A 16,555-nucleotide genomic window follows, 5' to 3' on the forward strand; every position below is an offset into this window, starting at 1 on the left:
CCGGGGGGCGCATGAGCACGCAGCACACCGCTCGCCGCGATCCGCGCTCGGATCGCTTCCTCATCGACTCCGCGCTGCGATCGTTCGCCGCGTCGCGCCCCGACCACGTCGCGCTGGTCGCCGAGGGGCGGCGGCTCACGTACCGCGAGCTCGACGCGCTCGCCGACCGCTGCGCCGCCCTCTTCCGCGCGTCCGGCGTGCAGCGCGGCGATCGCGTGATGATCGCGCTCGACAACGGCGTGGACGCGGTCGTCGCCTACTACGGCACGCTCCGGGCCGACGGGGTGCCGTCGCTGCTCGGCACCGCGATGCGACCCCGGCGCCTCGGGCAGGTCATGGAGCTCGCCGAGCCGCGCGCGCTCGTGGCGGCGCGCAGCATGCGCGATGGGCTCGCGGCCGTGGCCGAGCTCCCGCCCGCCGCGAGGCCGGCGGCGACGTTCCTGAGCGGCGCCGCGCCCCCGGCCGCCGCGGCCGGCCCCTCGCCAGAGGCGCGCGACTTCCAGGAGGCGCTGGCCGGCGCGCCGAGCGAGGCCCCCGAGCGCCGGGCGATCGAGCTCGACCTCGCGACCCTCTGCTGGACGAGCGGCAGCACGGGCGAGTCGAAGGGCGTCATGCTGACGCACCAGAACCTCCGCAACAGCAGCGCGGCGATCGGCGCGTACCTCGAGCACACGGCGGACGACGTGATCCTCTGCGTGCTGCCGCTGTCGCACACCTACGGGCTCTTCCAGCTGCTCGTGACGCACGCGTTCGGCGGGACCGTCGTGCTCGAGAAGGGCTTCTCCATGCCGTGGCCGATCGTCCAGAAGCTGGCCGACGAGCGCGCCACCGGCTTCGCGGGCGTGCCGACGATCTTCGCCTCGATGCTGTCGCTCAAGAACTTCGCGAAGGCGGACCTCTCGGCGCTCCGTTACATGACGAACGCCGCGTACGGGCTCCCCGCGCCGCAGCTCCTGCGCCTGCGCGAGCTCCTCCCGAACGTCTCCTTCTTCGCGATGTACGGCCAGACCGAGTGCACGCGCGTCTGCTACCTGCCGCCGTCGCTGGCGCTGGAGCGGCCGTCCTCCGTGGGCATCGCGATGCCGAACGAGGAGCTCTGGATCGAGCGGGAAGACGGCACGCGGGCGGAGCCGGGCGAGGTGGGCGAGCTCGTCGTGCGCGGGCCCAACGTGATGCGCGGCTACTGGAAGAACCCCGACGCGACCGCGCGCGCGCTCCGGCCGGGGCCCCTCCCGGGCGAGGTCGTGCTCCACACCGGCGACCTCTTCAAGATGGATGAGGATCGGTACCTCTACTTCGTCGCGCGCAAGGACGACATCATCAAGACCCGCGGCGAGAAGGTGAGCCCCCTCGAGGTCGAGTCCGTGATCTGCAAGGTCCCGGGCGTGATCGAGGCGGCGGTCGTCGGCGTGCCGGATCAGGTGCTCGGCGTCGCGGTGAAGGCCGCCGTCGTGAAGGCGGAGGGCGCCGCGGTGACGGCCGACGACGTCCGCAAGAAGGTGCGGTCCGAGCTCGACGAGGTCGCCGTGCCCAAGTTCGTCGAGTTCATGGACGCGCTCCCCAAGACGGCGAGCGGCAAAGTCAAGAAGAGCGAGCTCATCTGATATGTGCGGTATCGCCGGCCTGATCAACCTACGCTCCGACGCGCCGAACCCCGACCGCGACCTGGCCCTCAGGATGGCGCGGGCGCTCCGCCACCGCGGCCCCGACGGCTTCGGCATCTACCGCGATCGCCACGTCGCGCTGGCCCACGCCCGCCTGTCGATCATCGACCTCGACGGCGGCTGGCAGCCGATGGCCAACGCCGAGGAGACGCTCTGGGTCTGCTTCAACGGCGAGATCTTCAACTACATCGAGCTCCGCGAGGAGCTCACGGCGAAGGGCCACCACTTCCGGACCAAGAGCGACACCGAGGCGCTGATCCACGCCTACGCCGAGTACGGCGAGGCCATGGTCGACCGGCTGAACGGCCAGTGGGCGTTCGTCCTCTGGGACGTGAAGCGGAGGCGCGCCTTCTTCTCGCGCGACCGCGTCGGCATCAACCCGCTCTTCTGGACGGTCCACCGCGGCGTCCTCCGGTTCGCCAGCGAGGTGAAGTCGCTCTTCCAGGACCCCACCATCCCCCGCGCGATCTCCCGCGACGGGCTCGACGAGGCCCTGACGTTCTGGGCGCCGGTCGCCCCGCTCACCCCGTACGAGGGCATCCAGCAGATCCCGCCGGGCTCGGTGGCGACGCTCGATCTCGATCGCGACGTGGCGCCGCGCGTCTCGATCCGCTTCCGGCCCGAGTTCCCCGTCGAGCGCGCGCGCGGGTCGGTCGGCGACGAGGCGGCGCTCGTCTCGGGCGTGCGCGAGGCGGTCCGCGGCGGCTCGACGATCCGCCTGCGCGCCGACGTCCCCGTCGGCAGCTACCTGAGCGGCGGCCTCGACTCGACCATCGTCGCGGCGCTGATCGCCTCGAACCGCGAGGTGCCGCTGCGCACGTTCTCGGTCGAGTTCGCCGAGCGCGAGTTCGACGAGGCCGAGCACCAGCGCGACGCCGTCGCGCACCTCGGCACGTCGCACGCCTCGATCCAGTGCGGCGACGCCGACATCGCCCGCGTCTTCCCGGACGTCGTCTACCACGCCGAGGCCCCGCTCCTGCGCACCGCCCCGGCGCCGCTGTTCATCCTGGCGCGCCTCGTCCGGCAGAGCGGCTACCGCGTGGTGCTGACCGGCGAGGGCGCCGACGAGTTCTTCGCCGGCTACGACATCTTCCGCGAGGACCGCGTCCGCCGCTTCTGGGCGCGCCACCCGGACAGCAAGCTCCGGCCCCAGCTCCTCCTCCGGCTCTACCCCTACCTGCAGCGGTCGCCGGTGGCGCAGGTCGAGATGGCGAAGGCCTTCTTCGGGCGGAACCTCGCGCAGACGGGCGACCCGTTCTACTCCCACCGCCCGCGGTGGGACGCCACGAGCCGCATCAAGCTGATGCTCGACCCCGCGATGCGCGAGGGCGTCGCCGACACCGCGGCCGCCGATCGCCTGAGGGAGCAGCTGCCCGCGGACTTCATGCGCTGGACGCCGCTCGCGCGCGCGCAGTACCTGGAGATCGCGACCCTGCTCTCGGGCTACCTGCTCTCCTCGCAGGGCGAGCGCATGATGATGGCGAACTCGGTCGAGGGTCGCTTCCCGTTCCTCGATCCCAACGTGATGGACGTGGCGGACGCGCTGCCGGACGCGCTCAAGCTCCGCACGCTCGACGAGAAGCACGTGCTCAAGCGCGCGATGGGCGACCTCTTGCCGCCCGGCGTCCTCGCGCGGAAGAAGCAGCCGTACCGCGCGCCCGTGGTGCAGCCGTTCTTCGGGGGCGGGTCGCCGGACTACGTCGAGACGTGCCTGTCGCCGGACGCCATCAAGGACGCGGGCATCTGGCAGCCGCAGCCGGTCGCGTCGCTGGTCGCGAAGTGCCGCAAGACCGGCGGCAAGTCGATGAGCAACACCGACGACATGGCGTTCTGCGCCATCCTCTCCACGCAGCTCATGGCGCGCGACATCATCCAGGGCGCGCGGGTCGTCTCGGCCGCCGACGACACGTCGGGCCGTCTCGGCGTCGACGTCGACCGGCTGCGCGACGCCGCGGGTTGATCCCGCGCGCCCGGCGCCCGGGCGAGGCGGCGCCGGGCGCCCCTCCTCAGAGGGGCCGCTTGCGCACCCCGCCGGAGCCCTGCTCCTCCACCCAGAACACGAACCCGCCGTGGAGCGCGATCCCGCGCGGGCTGCCGCCCTCGTGCAGCACCTGTTGCCGCCCCGAGCCGTCCTTGCGCTTGCGCAGGACGCGGGGGGTCCCCTGATCGGTCCAGTAGACGAAGCCGTCCTCCGCATCGTCGACGGCGATGCAGTCCGGGGACGGGTGCGCCGCGTCGTCGTCGTCGGGCGTCCACAGCGCCTCCGGCGCCCCCGCGCGGTCCTTCCGCGCCCGCATCACGGCGACTCCCGCGTCGCCGGCGTTGCCGCTGCGCGGGCTGTTGGTCCAGTAGACGAACGCGTCATCGACGGCGATGGCGTACGGGAACGACTGGTTGTCCGCCAGCCTGTCCGTCTGGCCGTTATTTCGCCGCGTCCGGTTCACCGTGCCGCGCGCGCTCCGATCGACCCAGTACACGAACTCCTCGTCGAGCGCGATGAGGTGCGGGGACGCGCGCTCGTCCTCGTGGAACCGGTCGTCCGGCCATCCGTCGGGCATCGTGATCTGGCCGATGAGGCTCCCCCTCCCGGGCATGCCGATGCCCGCCGAGCGCTGGGACCAGAACACCTCCCGGTCGTCCGCCGCCACGCCGAGGGTCGCGAAGTTCGAGTCGAAGATCTCCTTCGGGTCCTCTGCTCCCTCGCGATCTACCCACATGATGTTCTTGGCGTTGAGGTTGGCCCAGAAGACGCCGTGCTCGTTGACCGCGATCCCGTACGGCGTGTTCTGCCCGTCGGCGAGGAGCGTGACCGGCCCGCCGCGGGCCGGCACCTTCTGCACGCTGCCGTTCGCGCTCTCGCCGGCCGTCCAATAGACCTCATCCAGGTAGATGAAGAGGTGCCTCCCGTTCGCGTCGTCCGGGGTCGGGTACCCGCGCGCGATCTCCGTGACCCCGCTGCAGCTGCCGGCGCGGCACGTCCCGCGGTCCAGGCACACCGAGCCGCAGGCGCCGCAGTTCAGGGGGTCGGCGTCCACGGGCGTCTCGCAGTCGCCGTCGCCGTCGCAGTCCGCCAGGCCGGCCGCGCACCCCGAGGACCCGCCGGAGGACCCGCCAGACGAGCTCGCGCCGTCCCCTTCACCCACCGCGAAGTCCCCGAGCAAGCTCGTGCATGCGGGAGCGATCGCGACGGCAACGCTGAGCATCAAGCCGACCCGGAACGCGTGGCGCATCAGAAAGTCCCCTTCGCTCCCGCGGAGCCGAGCCCGATCACGGGCGTGATCGATATCCCGGCGCGCTGCGGCGAGCTCGGCGCCGTGAGGAGAAGAAACGTCCCGACGCCGACGCCCGCGGCGCCGATCGCGAACCCGATCGTCGAGAGGGTGCCCATCGCATGGTAGCTGTCGACGTCGCCCTGGAGCGACGGGTCGCACCGGTCGGCAGGGCAGCGGTCCGAGAGGTCGCGGTGCTTGCCGATCGCGAGCACGCCGCCCACCGCGCCGGCCGCGAGGCCGACGCCGCCGAGCCCCAGCGCGGCGATCCCCAGGACGGTGCCGGTGCTGCCCCCCGAAGCAGCGCCAGGGCCCGCGTCGGGCGCCGGCGCGACCGGCCGGGGCGGCGCGGGCGGGGGCGGCGGCGCGAGCGGCTTGAGCTCGAGCGCGACGGTCTCGCTCGCGCCCTCCGCCAGGGTCACCTTCGCCTCGACCGGCGCGAACCCCACCGCCTCCGCGCGCACGGTGTGGTCGCCAGGATCGACCGGCCGCTTGACCCCGAGCGCGGCGCGCGGCACGGGCTCGCCGTCGATCGTGACGGCGGCGGTCTCCGGCCCGCGCACCGAGATGAGCACCTGCGGGATCCGGGGCGCGAGCGCGTCGAGCTCGCGCTGGGCCGCCGCGATCGCCTCGAAGAACTGCTCGGGCGATTTCTCCGGCGCCCCCTCGCGGACGATGCGGCTGTACGACTCCTGCGCCGCGATCCACGCGCCCAGGCCCACCTGGGCGCGCGCGACGCCGAGCAGCAGCGTCGGGGCGTGGATGATGGCGTCGGCGCGGCGGAACCGATCGAGCGCGGCGGAGAAGTCCTTCCGGTCGAGGGCCTCCTGGCCCTCCACGGCGAGCGAGCGCGCCGTCGCGCGATCGGCGTCCGAGACCTGCGCCAGCGCGGCGGGCGCGCAGGTCAGCGCGAGCAGCAAGGAAGCGATCCCTAGTCGACGAGCCATACGAGCGAGGTGTGTGCGAGGTGCTGCGGTGAACTTCAGATGCCGAAGTCCGTCGGCTTCGGCTTGCGGCGCGCGCTGCCCGCCGGCGCCGGGGCGCGCGGCCTCGCCGGAGCGGGCTGCGCCGCGGGCGCGCGCGGGCCGCGCGGCGCCGCCGTCGACGTCGGGGGCGCCGGCGCGGCAGAGCCGGCCGCCGAGGCGGGCGGCTCGGGCTCCTTCGCCGGCGCGGCGGCCGACGCCACGGCGTCGGGCCCCGGCGGCGCGCCGGGCGCCGACGGCATCGACGACGGCGGCGCCGGCTGCGCGAGCGGCTGGGCCGGGGCGGTGGGGCCCGCGCCGCGCAGGGCGAAGAACGCGACGGCGGCGAGGATGACCGCGCAGGCCCCCGCGGCGGCGAGCGCCCGCCCCACGATGGGCCGCCGGACCGGGGGCGACACCACCGAGACCAGCGCGCTGGCGGTGTGCGACCGCATCTGGCGGCCCGCCGCCTCCGCCTCCCCCGGCGAGGACACCGTCCTGCCGGAGCTCGCCGAGATCCGCTCGGCCTCGGCCTCCGACGAGGCGACCAGCGTCGCCGCGTCGGCGAGCGACGGCGCGGCGCTGTCGGGCCCCGGGTCGACCAGCGTGGCGCTCTCCTTCGACCGCGGCGAGAACCCGAGCTCCACCGAGATGCGCTCGCCGGACGGCCGGAGCGGGCCGACGATGCTCGTCCTCGACTCGAAGCTGTCGCTCGCGACGTCGAGGGCGACCGCGAGCGCGTCGCAGAACTCCTTCGCGCTCTGGAAGCGGGCCTCCGGCTCGCGCGACGCCGCGCGGGCCCACCAGGCGTCGAAGCCGGGCGGCACCGGGGCGAGCTGCGACGGCACGGGCAGCGGCTTCACCATGATCTTGAGGAGCAGATCGCCGAACGCCTCGCTGTTGAACGGGAGCGTGCCGGTCAGGCACTCGAACACCACGACGGCGAGCGACCAGAGGTCCGAGCGGTGATCGATGCTCTTGGTCCCCTGCGCCTGCTCCGGGCTCATGTACGCGGGGGTCCCCAGGAGCGAGCCGGTCTTCGTCGTGGAGGTGACCCGGGGCGTGCTGTCCTTCGCGATGCCGAAGTCGAGCACCTTGGCGATCTCGCGGTCGTCGTCCCGGACGAGGAAGATGTTGGCCGGCTTGAGGTCGCGGTGGACCAGGCCGGCCGCGTGCGCCCGGGTGAGCGCGCGCGCCACCTGCGCCGTGATCGCCATCGTGTCGTACGGGTCGAGCCGCCCCACCCGCTGGATGCGGGCGTCGAGGTCCTCGCCGTCGAGGTACTCCATCGCGATGTACGGCGTCCCTTGCCACACACCGTGGTCAAGGATCTGCACCACGTGGGGGCTCCGGATCTGCGCTGCGACCTTCGCCTCCCGCTCGAAGCGGAGCCGCACCTCCTTCGAGACCCCCTGCGCGTGCATGAACTTGATCGCGCACGGGATGTCGAGGCCGATGTGCTGAGCGAGCCACACCGAGCCCATCCCGCCTTGCCTGAGCGGACGCACCAGGCGAAAGCGATCGGCAACGGTGTTCCCCGCGGCGGGTGTCACGGAGCCTCCCAGACCTTCTCGGATATCACAGATGGCCGTCCAGGGTCACGTTTGCGCCGTGAAAAACCGCATCCGGACGACGTCGCCGCGGGCGCGGCTTGTGCCGCGCGTCACGAAGCGCGCGGGTCATCGGGCGCGCGCTTCGTGATGCGCCTCGGGCGCGCTGTCCTGACGCAAGCCAAGCGCGAGCCTAGCGCGAGCCCGAGCTCGCCGCGGGCTCCTGCGGAGGCCGCCGCGCGCCGGACGGAGCCGGAGGCGCGCTGCCCCCGCCCGCGGCGCCGAGCGGCGTGCCCGTCGTCTGCGCGAGCTTCTGGCCCCGCGGATCGTCCGGGAACGCGTCGATGAACTTGCGCACGTGGTGGCGCGACTCCTCGAGGATGCCCGCGCGGAACGTCAGGAGCGCGAGGTTGTAGCGCGCGTCGGCGTTCCTCGGATCGGCCTTCAGGGCGGCGAGGTAGCCCTGGCGCGCGCCGTTGTAGTCGCCGCGCTTGTCGGCGACGAGCGCGAGGTTGTAGAGCGCCTCGGCGTCCGAGGGATCCTGCTCGGCGAGCGGCGCGAGGCGCGCCCTGGCCCCGTCGAGATCCCCGGCGAGGATCGCGAGCGCGCCCGCGAGGAGCCGCGCCTTCCGGCCGGCGCCGGCCTCGATCGCGCCCTCCGCCTCGGCCCGGGCCTCCGAGAGGCGGCCCTCGCGCTGGAGCGCGAGGGCGAGCGCGTAGCGGAGCCGCGACGGATCGCCGCCGTCCTCCAGCGCGGCCTGCGCCTCGGCGCGCGCGCGCTCGGGGCGGCCGGCGACGGCGAGCGCCTCGGCCAGGGCGGCGCGCGCGCTCTTCTGCTCCGGGCATCGCTCGCGCGCCGCCTCCGCGTCGCGGAGCGCGGCGACGGCGTTCCTGGAATGCAGCCTCGCCTCGGCGCGGAGCGAGAGGCAGGCGCACGTGGCCGGCGCCGCGGGCGCGGCCGCGGCGGGGTGCATCTTCAGGCAGCGCGCCGCGACCGCGTCGAGCTCGTCGAGCTTGCGCCGCTCGCGGAGCGGCCTCGCGAGCTCGTCGACCGCGCGCAGGTGCGCGCCGTCGCGGCGCAGCGCCGCCCACCACATCCGCTCGGGCGACCCGAGCAGGGGCGCCGCCCCGACCAGCTGGACGGCGCCGAGGCCGATCACGACGATGGCCGCGCCCATCCGCCGGTGCTTGAAGGCCGAGCCGAGCCACTGCTCCGCCGCGGCCGCGGCGAGCGTCGCGAGCGCTGCCCACAGCGGCACGGCGACGAGCACGGCCCCCTGCGCGAGCGGCGCGCGGGGCCCGCGGTAATAGAGCGGGACCGCGAGCGCCGCCGCGATCGCGAGCCAGAGGAGCGCCGCGCCGTTCCTGGCGAGCCGCGTGTCCATCCGCGCGGCGAACCACGCCGACAGGCCGAGCGCCGCCGCGAGCGCGGCCGCCGAGAGCGCGCCGGAGAGCGCGAGCGCGGACGGCGGCAGCGGCTCGGGCGAGAGCCACGTGGGCGCGATCGCGAGGACCGCGAGGTGCAGCGCGCGGCTCAGGTGCAGGGCGAGCTCGGCGAGCCAGGGCACGGCGTGACCTTAGCCCACGGCCCCCCGCGGACCAACCGGCGCCCGAGCGGCGCGGCGGCGGCCAGCGCTCCGCGGGGGCGGCGCGCTCACGGCAGGACCATCTCGATCTCGACGGCGACGCGCGTCCCGGGCGGCGGCACGCCGATCCCGAGCGGGATCATCCGGAGGCACTGCGCGGCGTCGGGGCGCTCCATCCCTCGCACCTCGCTGATGCCGCGGGCGATCTCTTTCCCGGACTCGTCGAAGGTCATGCTGAAGAGGTACTTGGCGCGCGGCGGCGCTGGGTTCTTCCGGACCGAGGGCTCCCAGCACCGCTTCAGGAATTGCGGCCGCCGCGCCTCGAGCGCCTTCACGGCGTCCGCCTCGACGCGCTTGTAGAGCTCGCGCGGCAGCGCCGGCGGGGCCGCGGCCGGGGCCGGGTGAGGTTGCGACGGAGGCTGTGCGTCCGCCGGCGCCGGCGGGGATTTCACGGAGGCGGCCGCGGCCTCCGCGCCCGCGGGCGGCGGCCCGGAGGAGGGCGCCGGGCGCTGGAGCCCCAGGTAGAGACCCGTCGCGATGACGACGCTGCCGAGCAGGATCGCCGCGGGGGTCATCAGCTCCTTCTGCATGGTGGAGAACGCCGTCCAGGCGCCGCGCAGGCCGCGCGGCGCGGGGCTGGCCGCCCCGCCCGACCTTACTCCATGGCGACGACGGCGGAGGTGTAGGAATAGTCGTTGTTGGTCCAGAACGGGCTCTCGGAGCTCCCGCAGAGGCCCACGTTGTACTGGCCGGGGGGCAGCGAGAGCACCGCGCTCAGCCCCATGCTGACGCTCGTGTTCGCCGGGACCCGGAGCGCGTACACGCCGGTCCCGGTCGGGTGGATGTCGCCGAGCGGCTGGATCTGCTGGGAGCAGATCCAGAGAAAGAGCCGGTCCGCGGGGGACGCCGCGGCGCCGAGCGCCTTGTTGGACACGACGAAGACGCGCTGTCCCAGGTCGGTCACGCTCACGGTGGCAGGCGCAGCGAGGAACTGCAGTGTGGCCCGCGGGTCGGCGCCCACGCCGGAAACGGAGGTGCTCGAGACCACGCCAGGCGGCCCCGGCGGCCCTGCCGTCCCCGGGAGACCCGGCGGCCCCGGCTCGCCCGGCGGCCCCGGCTCGCCCGGCGGCCCTGGCTCGCCCGGCCCCCCCGGCGGCCCCGCAGGCCCGATCGGACCGGCGGGGCCGGGCGGGCCTTGCAGGCCGACCGGATCGCCGACCCACATGCCGCCGCTGTCGATGACGAGGCGGCCGCCGACCGAGATGGAGCTCGGCGTGATGGGGCCGGCGACGTTGCTGGCCAGGAGCGCGTACGGGACGCTCGCGATCCTGGCGCGCGGGGTCATCTCGGGATCGTCCCCCACCCGGATCCCCAGGTAGCGCGCCGTGCCCTCGAACACCGGCCTGTCCACGGGCGTGAGCTCGCCGAGGTCGACCGAGAAGTACCCGTGGTCGAACGTGACGGTGTGGATCTCGCTCCAGATGGGCACGGCGGCGTCGATCGCGTCGTAGAACGCGAACACCACCTCGAGCGTGTCGTCGATGGGCCGTCCTGCCGCATCGAACAGGCGCCCCTGATGGGTCATCGTGAGCGGGACCGCCGCGGCGGCGGGCCCGGAGAGCGCGGTCGCCGCCGCGAGGACCAGCGCGTTGATCGTTCGTGCCTTCATCGCGAGCTCCCGTCGTTCGCCCTCGCGAGCCGGCGCCAGGGAGCGCCGCGGCGCACGTCGCGCGCGGGACGAGCGCGGCCCGGGGGGCCGGAAATCCTCGGGCGCGGCGAGCTCTGCCCTGTCTCGCGAAGGAGCAGCGCCTTCGATGCCGGAGGTCACCGGCCGGTTGCGGCCGCGCTCGCGTTGGTAGTGGTCGAATTCGAACCCGAAGGCGGGAAGAAAACCCTAATGATTTTCCCGCTTTCCCGCCTTCATGGGGGGCTCTCTCTGGGCAGAGTTGACCGCTACGCGGCGTCGCCTGGGCGGCGCCGCCGCGGGCCGAGCGTCCGGGCCGGGCGCGCGCCCGGCGCGCGGGGGTGCGCCTCGAGCGGACGCGCCCCGATCCGCTGCGCGGGCGAGCCCGCCGGAGATCGCCGGCGCCGCGCTACTCGAGGTCGAACGGCTCGACCTTCACCTCGGTCAGCCTCGCGACGGCGGCGGCGACCGCCTCGCCGATCTCCGCGTGGGTCCCGACGACGCCGATCACGAGATCGTCCTCGGAGATCCGGCGCCGCACGGCGGCGTTCGCCTCCTCGAGGGTGACCTCCTCGACCCGCTTCAGGTAGGTCTCGTGGTACCCCTCCGGCAGGTCGTACAGGATCTCCTCGAGCTTCTGGTGCACGCGCTTCCGCGCGGTGTCGATCTCGAACGCGTGGGAGCGGACGAGGTAGCGCTTCACGAACGTGAGCTCGTCCTCGGTGATCCCGTCGCGCCGGAGCGCCTCGAGCAGGCCGAGCTCCAGGGAGAGGCACGCGGCCGCGTCCTGCGCCGCGGGCGCGGTCCACATGGTGAAGGCGTCGCGGTGCCGGTCGAAGCCCGCCCGCGACGAGGCCCCGTAGGACCAGCCGCGCTTCGCCCGCACCTCCTGCATCAGCCGCGACGAGAAGGTGCCCCCGAAGGCGGTGTTCGCGACGAGGAGCGCCATGTGATCCGGGTCGTGCGCGTCGGTGCCGAGCCCGCCGATGACCATCTGCGTCTGCGTCCGCTCGGGTTTGTCGACGAACACGAGGCACCGCCCCGGCCTGGCCAGGGGATCCGTCACCGGATCGGGGATCGCCTCGCCCTCGGGCAGGCCGGACAGGAGGCGCTCGGCGACCCGGTGCGCCTCGCCGGGCTCGATGTCGCCCGAGATGGCCACGAGCGCGTTGCGCCGCGTGTAGTGCCGCGCGTAGAACGCCGCGACGTCGTCGCGCGTGATCTCCCGCAGCGTCGGGATGGTGCCCGCGATGCGCCGGCCGTAGGGGTGCCCCGCGAACAGGGTCCGCCGGAAGGCGCGGCTGCAGAGCGCGCGATCGCTGTCGCGCGCCTCGATGAGCTCGGCCTCGGCCTCGCGCAGGAGCCGCGCGAGCTCGGGCGGCGAGAACGTCGGGCGCGCGAGGAGCGTGGCCCCGAGCTCGATGAACTTGTCGAGCGAGCGCTTGATCACCTCGAAGTGCACAGTGGTCGCGCTCGTCGCCACGTCCGCGCCGAACTCCCCGCCGAGCGCGTCGATCGTCTCCTCGATCTCGTTCGCGCTGTAGCCCTCCGCCCCGCGGCGGAGCATGCGCGCCGTGATCCGGGCGAGCCCCTCGCGCCCGACCGGATCGTGCGCCGAGCCGGAGCGGAACGCGACCACGATGCTGACGATGGGGAGCGCGTGGCTCGTCTCCACGAGCACCGCGCCGTCGCGCGGCGCGACGCGCGCGCCCGGCGCTCCCCTGCCCTGCCCCTCGGCGCCCCACGCGACGGCGCCCTTCACGCTCTGGGTCACGATGCCTCCTCGCTCTCCGCGTCCTCGCCGCCCTCGTCGTCCTCGTCGCCCGACCCGTCCGGGATCACGTGGATCACGGTCCGCGCCGACGTCACGAGGTAGCGCCGCGCCACGCGCAGGAGATCCCCCACGGTCGCCCGCCGGTAGGCCCCGAGCCGCTCGAACAGGGCCGCGGGATCGCCGAGCACCGTCTCGTAGAAGCCGATCTGCTCGGCCTTGCCGGCGACGGTCTCGAGCCCCTGCAGGACCGAGAGCTCGATGCGCGCCTTCGCCCGGTCGAGCTCCGCCTCGGCGACCGGGGTGCGGCACACCGCCTCGAGGAGCGGGTCGAGGGCCGCGAGCAGCTCGTCGCCGGTGTGGGCGCCGCGGGCCGACAGGTAGATGTCGTATAGCGCGGGGTCGCGGAACGAGCCGACCCAGCCGCGGATCTCGCTCGCGATCTCCTGCTCCTGCACGAGCGCGCGGTGCACGCGCGACGACCGCCCGGCGAAGAGGATCTCGTTCAGCAGCACGAGGGGCGCGTGGTCGAAGTCGCCGAGCGCCGGCGAGCGGTACCCGATCGCGACCTTGTGCGTCGCGGTCGGCTTCGCCACCTCGGCGCGGCGCTCGGCCACCTGCGGCGGCTCGGGGCACACGTCCTCCACCGGGAGCTTCGACGGCTCCTGCGCGCCGTAGTGGTCCTGCACCGCCCTGAGCGCCTGATCGAGCGCGACGTCGCCCACGATGACCAGCGCCGCGTTGTTGGGCGCGTAATACGTCCGGTAGAACTCGACGCAGTCGTCGGTGGTGAAGCCCTTGATGTCCGCCATCCAGCCGATGGTGGGCCACCCGTAGGCGTGCTTGGTGAACGCCTCCTTGTAGAGCAGCTCGCTCACCGCGCCGTCGACGTCGTCGTCGACCCGCTGCCGCCGCTCGTTGGCGACGACCTCCTTCTCGCTCGACACCTGGGGGTCGCGGAGGACGAGCCGCGCCATGCGCTCCGCCTCGAGGCGGAGGGTGAGCTCGAGCGCGTCCTTCGGCAGGTTCGTGTGGTAGTACGTCCAGTCGAGGAACGTCGCCGCGTTCGTCTCGGCGCCGGCCTCCTCGAGCATCCGGTCGAACGCGCCGTGGGCGACGCTCTCCGTCTCGCCGAACATGAGGTGCTCGAACAGGTGGGCGATGCCGGTCTTGCCCACGCGCTCGTGGCGCGAGCCGACGCCGAACCAGGTCTGCAAGCAGACCACGGGCGCCGAGGCGTCGACGAGCACGAGCACCTTGAGCCCGTTGCCGAGGAAGAAGCGCTCGACGCGCATGGCGGGGCCGAAGGCGATGGTGGCGTCGTGGCGCAGCCGGGCGAGCGGCGGGCGGTTCTGGTTCAGCTCGGCGAGCATCTCGGCGAGCGGATCCGGTCGAGGGAGCGCGTTGGCGCCGGGGACCGAGTAGGCAAGCGTCTCCTGCATGGCAGACGCAGCCCATACCACGCTCAGCGCCGCGGCGCTGCGTGGCACAGGACGTCGTCCGGATCCCGCGTCGACTGGTGGCACTCCCACAGCGAGTCGTGGCAGGAGACGACGAGGATCCCGGCGTCGTACGCCGCCTTGAGAGACGAGCCTGCCCGCTGCGCGAGCAGGTTCGACGGGGTGCGCTCGGTGCACCCCTTGCCCATGTCGACCTCGATCTTCCGGTTCCCCTTGGTCGCCTTCACCGGGTCGGGCGGCGTCTTGCCCTTGTCCGCGGTGCGCGCCGCGGCGGCGAGCTTCGGCAGGATGCCCTCGAGGTAGGCCTTGTCCACGAGGGGATCGGTCGGCTGCGGCGACACCATGGCGAGCGTGTACTGGATCGCCATCATCTGCTGCTCGGCCGGCGCGCTCGGCTGGATCGGCCCGCTCGAGCCGATCGGGACCGGCCGCGGCGGCATGTCCCGCTTCGGGGCCTGCGCCGTCGCGGGGGCCGGGGCGGCGCTCGGCGCCGGCGCGGCGCTGGCCGCGGCCTCCGGCGCGGGAGCAGCGGGAGCCGAGGCGGACGCCCCCGGCGCCGGGGCGCGCGGGTCGTCGCACGCGAGGACGGCGAGGCCGAGGGCGAGGACAGGGAGCGCCGCGCGGCGAGCGCGCGGGCGGGCGGGGGCGGGCTGCATGGGCGGCTTATACGGGCGGGGGCCGCGCGCCGCCACGCCCGCGTGCCGCGCCGGCGCGGCGCGCGGCGGCGCCCCGCGCCTCAGTCGATCTTCAGGATGGCGAGGAACGCCTCCTGCGGGATCTCGACGCTGCCGACCATCTTCATCCGCTTCTTGCCCTCTTTCTGCTTCTCGAGGAGCTTGCGCTTGCGGCTGATGTCGCCGCCGTAGCACTTGGCGGTCACGTCCTTGCGCATCGCCTTCACGGTCGTCCGCGCGATGACCTTCGACCCGATCGCCGCCTGGATGGCGACCTCGTACTGCTGGCGCGGCACGATGTCCTTGAGCTTCACGGCGAGGTCCCGGCCGCGGGCGTAGGCCTTCTCCCGGTGCACGATGACGCTGAGGGCGTCGAGCGGGTCGCCGTTCACCAGCATGTCCAGCTTGATGAGGTCGTCGGCGCGGTACCCGACCAGCTCGTAGTCCATCGACGCGTAGCCGCGCGACACGCTCTTCAGCTTGTCGTGGAAGTCGAAGAGCACCTCGCTGAGGGGCATGTCGTACGTGATGATCACGCGGTCGGACGAGGCGTACTGGATCGACTTCTGCTCCCCGCGCCGCTCCTGGCACAGGGCGAGGACCGCGCCGACGTACGCCGACGGCACGTGGACGGTCATCCGGAAGATCGGCTCCTCGATGCGATCGATGAGGTTCGGCGGGGGGAGCTTCGCCGGGTTCTCGATCGACTTCATCGAGCCGTCGTTCAGGAAGCAGTGGTAGACGACGCTCGGCGCGGTCGTGATGAGGTCGAGGTTGTACTCGCGCTCGAGCCGCTCCTGGATGATCTCCATGTGGAGCAGGCCGAGGAAGCCGCACCGGAAGCCGAACCCGAGCGCCTCGGACGTATCGGGCTCGAAGACGAACGCCGCGTCGTTCATGTGGAGCTTCGACAGGGCGTCGCGGAGGTCCTCGTACTGGGCCGAGTCCGTCGGGAAGATCCCGGCGAAGACCATCGGCTTGACCTCCTTGAAGCCGGGCAGCGGCGTCGTCGCGGGGTGGACGGCGTCGGTCACCGTGTCGCCGATCTTCGTGTCGACCACGCTCTTGATGTTGCCGACGAGGAAGCCGACCTCCCCGGGCCCGAGCTCGGTGATGGCGGTCGCGTGGGGCGTGAACACGCCCATCTCGGTGACCTCGTAGTCGCGGCCGGTCGCCATGAAGCGGACCTTCTGCCCCTTGCGGAGGACGCCGTCGACGACGCGCACCATGACCACCGCGCCGCGGTAGCTGTCGTACCAGCTGTCGAAGATGAGGGCGCGGGGCGCCGCGCTCGGATCGCCCTTGGGCGCGGGGACGCGCGCGACCACGGCCTCGAGGATCTCCGCGATGCCGATCCCCGTCTTGGCGCTGGCGGGGATGGCGCCGGAGCAGTCGAGGCCGATCACGTCCTCGATCTCGCGGGTCGTCCGCTCGACGTCGGCGGACGGGAGGTCGATCTTGTTGAGGACCGGGACGATCGAGAGGTTGTTGTCGAGCGCGAGGAAGACGTTCGCGAGGGTCTGCGCCTCGACGCCCTGGCTGGCGTCGACGACGAGCAGCGCGCCCTCGCACGCCTGGAGGCTGCGCGAGACCTCGTAGTTGAAGTCGACGTGCCCGGGCGTATCGATGAGGTGCAGCCGGTAGGTCTGCCCGTCCTTCGCGGCGTAATCGAGCCGCACGGTCTGGGCTTTGATGGTGATACCCCGCTCGCGCTCGAGGTCCATCTTGTCGAGGAACTGCTCCTTCTGCTCGCGGGCGGTGAGCGCCCCGGTCGCGTCGAGGATGCGGTCGGCGAGCGTGGACTTGCCGTGGTCGATGTGGGCGATGATGGAGAAGTTGCGGATGAGCTTGGCGTCAACGGGCATGGCGAGCTTCAGGGCGCGGCGACCTGACCAGCGTTAGCGGCCGCGGCGCGCGGCCTCGACCGGGATGCGAA

General features: G+C 73.4%; 12 protein-coding genes. 2 read left to right on the top strand and 10 right to left on the bottom strand.

Annotation, left to right across the window (positions count from 1 at the left end; genetic code table 11):
- Positions 1 to 11: 11 nt before the first annotated feature.
- Positions 12 to 1,604, top strand: coding sequence for a class I adenylate-forming enzyme family protein (locus tag WMF26_RS22785; protein ID WP_438002019.1), 1,593 nt, complete (start codon positions 12 to 14; stop codon positions 1,602 to 1,604).
- A gap of 1 nt (position 1,605) precedes the next feature.
- A complete protein-coding gene (asnB, locus tag WMF26_RS22790) occupies positions 1,606 to 3,624 on the top strand; it encodes an asparagine synthase (glutamine-hydrolyzing) (protein WP_061625353.1) in 2,019 nt (672 codons plus the stop codon).
- A gap of 46 nt (positions 3,625 to 3,670) precedes the next feature.
- Here the strand turns inward: asnB and WMF26_RS22795 are convergent, their stop codons facing one another.
- The 10 genes from WMF26_RS22795 to lepA form a co-directional block, all read right to left on the bottom strand.
- Positions 3,671 to 4,894 carry a lipoprotein receptor gene (locus WMF26_RS22795; RefSeq protein WP_438002020.1) on the bottom strand — a complete coding sequence of 408 codons (1,224 nt, stop codon included), beginning with the start codon at positions 4,892 to 4,894 and terminating at the stop codon, positions 3,671 to 3,673.
- Positions 4,894 to 5,853, bottom strand: coding sequence for a PEGA domain-containing protein (locus WMF26_RS22800; RefSeq protein ID WP_438002021.1), 960 nt, complete (start codon positions 5,851 to 5,853; stop codon positions 4,894 to 4,896). Before WMF26_RS22800 ends, WMF26_RS22795 begins: the two co-directional genes overlap by 1 nt.
- Positions 5,854 to 5,915: 62 nt before the next feature.
- Positions 5,916 to 7,448, bottom strand: coding sequence for a serine/threonine-protein kinase (locus WMF26_RS22805; RefSeq protein ID WP_438002022.1), 1,533 nt, complete (start codon positions 7,446 to 7,448; stop codon positions 5,916 to 5,918).
- A gap of 190 nt (positions 7,449 to 7,638) precedes the next feature.
- Positions 7,639 to 9,012 carry a tetratricopeptide repeat protein gene (locus WMF26_RS22810; protein ID WP_438002023.1) on the bottom strand — a complete coding sequence of 458 codons (1,374 nt, stop codon included), beginning with the start codon at positions 9,010 to 9,012 and terminating at the stop codon, positions 7,639 to 7,641.
- 86 nt (positions 9,013 to 9,098) lie between these two features.
- Positions 9,099 to 9,620: a hypothetical protein gene (locus WMF26_RS22815; protein ID WP_437339117.1), complete on the bottom strand. Its 522-nt coding sequence runs from the start codon at positions 9,618 to 9,620 to the stop codon at positions 9,099 to 9,101.
- A 65-nt stretch (positions 9,621 to 9,685) separates the two neighbouring features.
- Positions 9,686 to 10,699, bottom strand: a complete 1,014-nt coding sequence (locus WMF26_RS22820; RefSeq protein WP_438002024.1) for a collagen-like protein — start codon at positions 10,697 to 10,699, stop codon at positions 9,686 to 9,688.
- Between the two features lie 424 nt (positions 10,700 to 11,123).
- Positions 11,124 to 12,488 (bottom strand): M16 family metallopeptidase, encoded by a 1,365-nt coding sequence (locus WMF26_RS22825; RefSeq protein WP_438002025.1) that lies wholly within the window; start codon positions 12,486 to 12,488, stop codon positions 11,124 to 11,126.
- On the bottom strand, positions 12,485 to 13,927 hold the full coding sequence (locus tag WMF26_RS22830; RefSeq protein ID WP_061621626.1) for a M16 family metallopeptidase: 1,443 nt from the start codon (positions 13,925 to 13,927) through the stop codon (positions 12,485 to 12,487). Before WMF26_RS22830 ends, WMF26_RS22825 begins: the two co-directional genes overlap by 4 nt.
- 23 nt (positions 13,928 to 13,950) lie before the next feature.
- Positions 13,951 to 14,601, bottom strand: coding sequence for a hypothetical protein (locus tag WMF26_RS22835; protein ID WP_438002026.1), 651 nt, complete (start codon positions 14,599 to 14,601; stop codon positions 13,951 to 13,953).
- 80 nt (positions 14,602 to 14,681) lie between these two features.
- The gene (gene lepA, locus WMF26_RS22840; protein ID WP_437339122.1) at positions 14,682 to 16,484 is read right to left on the bottom strand and encodes an elongation factor 4; all 1,803 of its coding nucleotides are present in this window, start codon (positions 16,482 to 16,484) and stop codon (positions 14,682 to 14,684) included.
- Positions 16,485 to 16,555: the final 71 nt, after the last annotated feature.

The sequence above is a fragment of the Sorangium sp. So ce185 genome (genome assembly GCF_051526825.1).
In the GTDB taxonomy this organism is placed as follows: domain Bacteria; phylum Myxococcota_A; class Polyangia; order Polyangiales; family Polyangiaceae; genus Sorangium; species Sorangium cellulosum_D.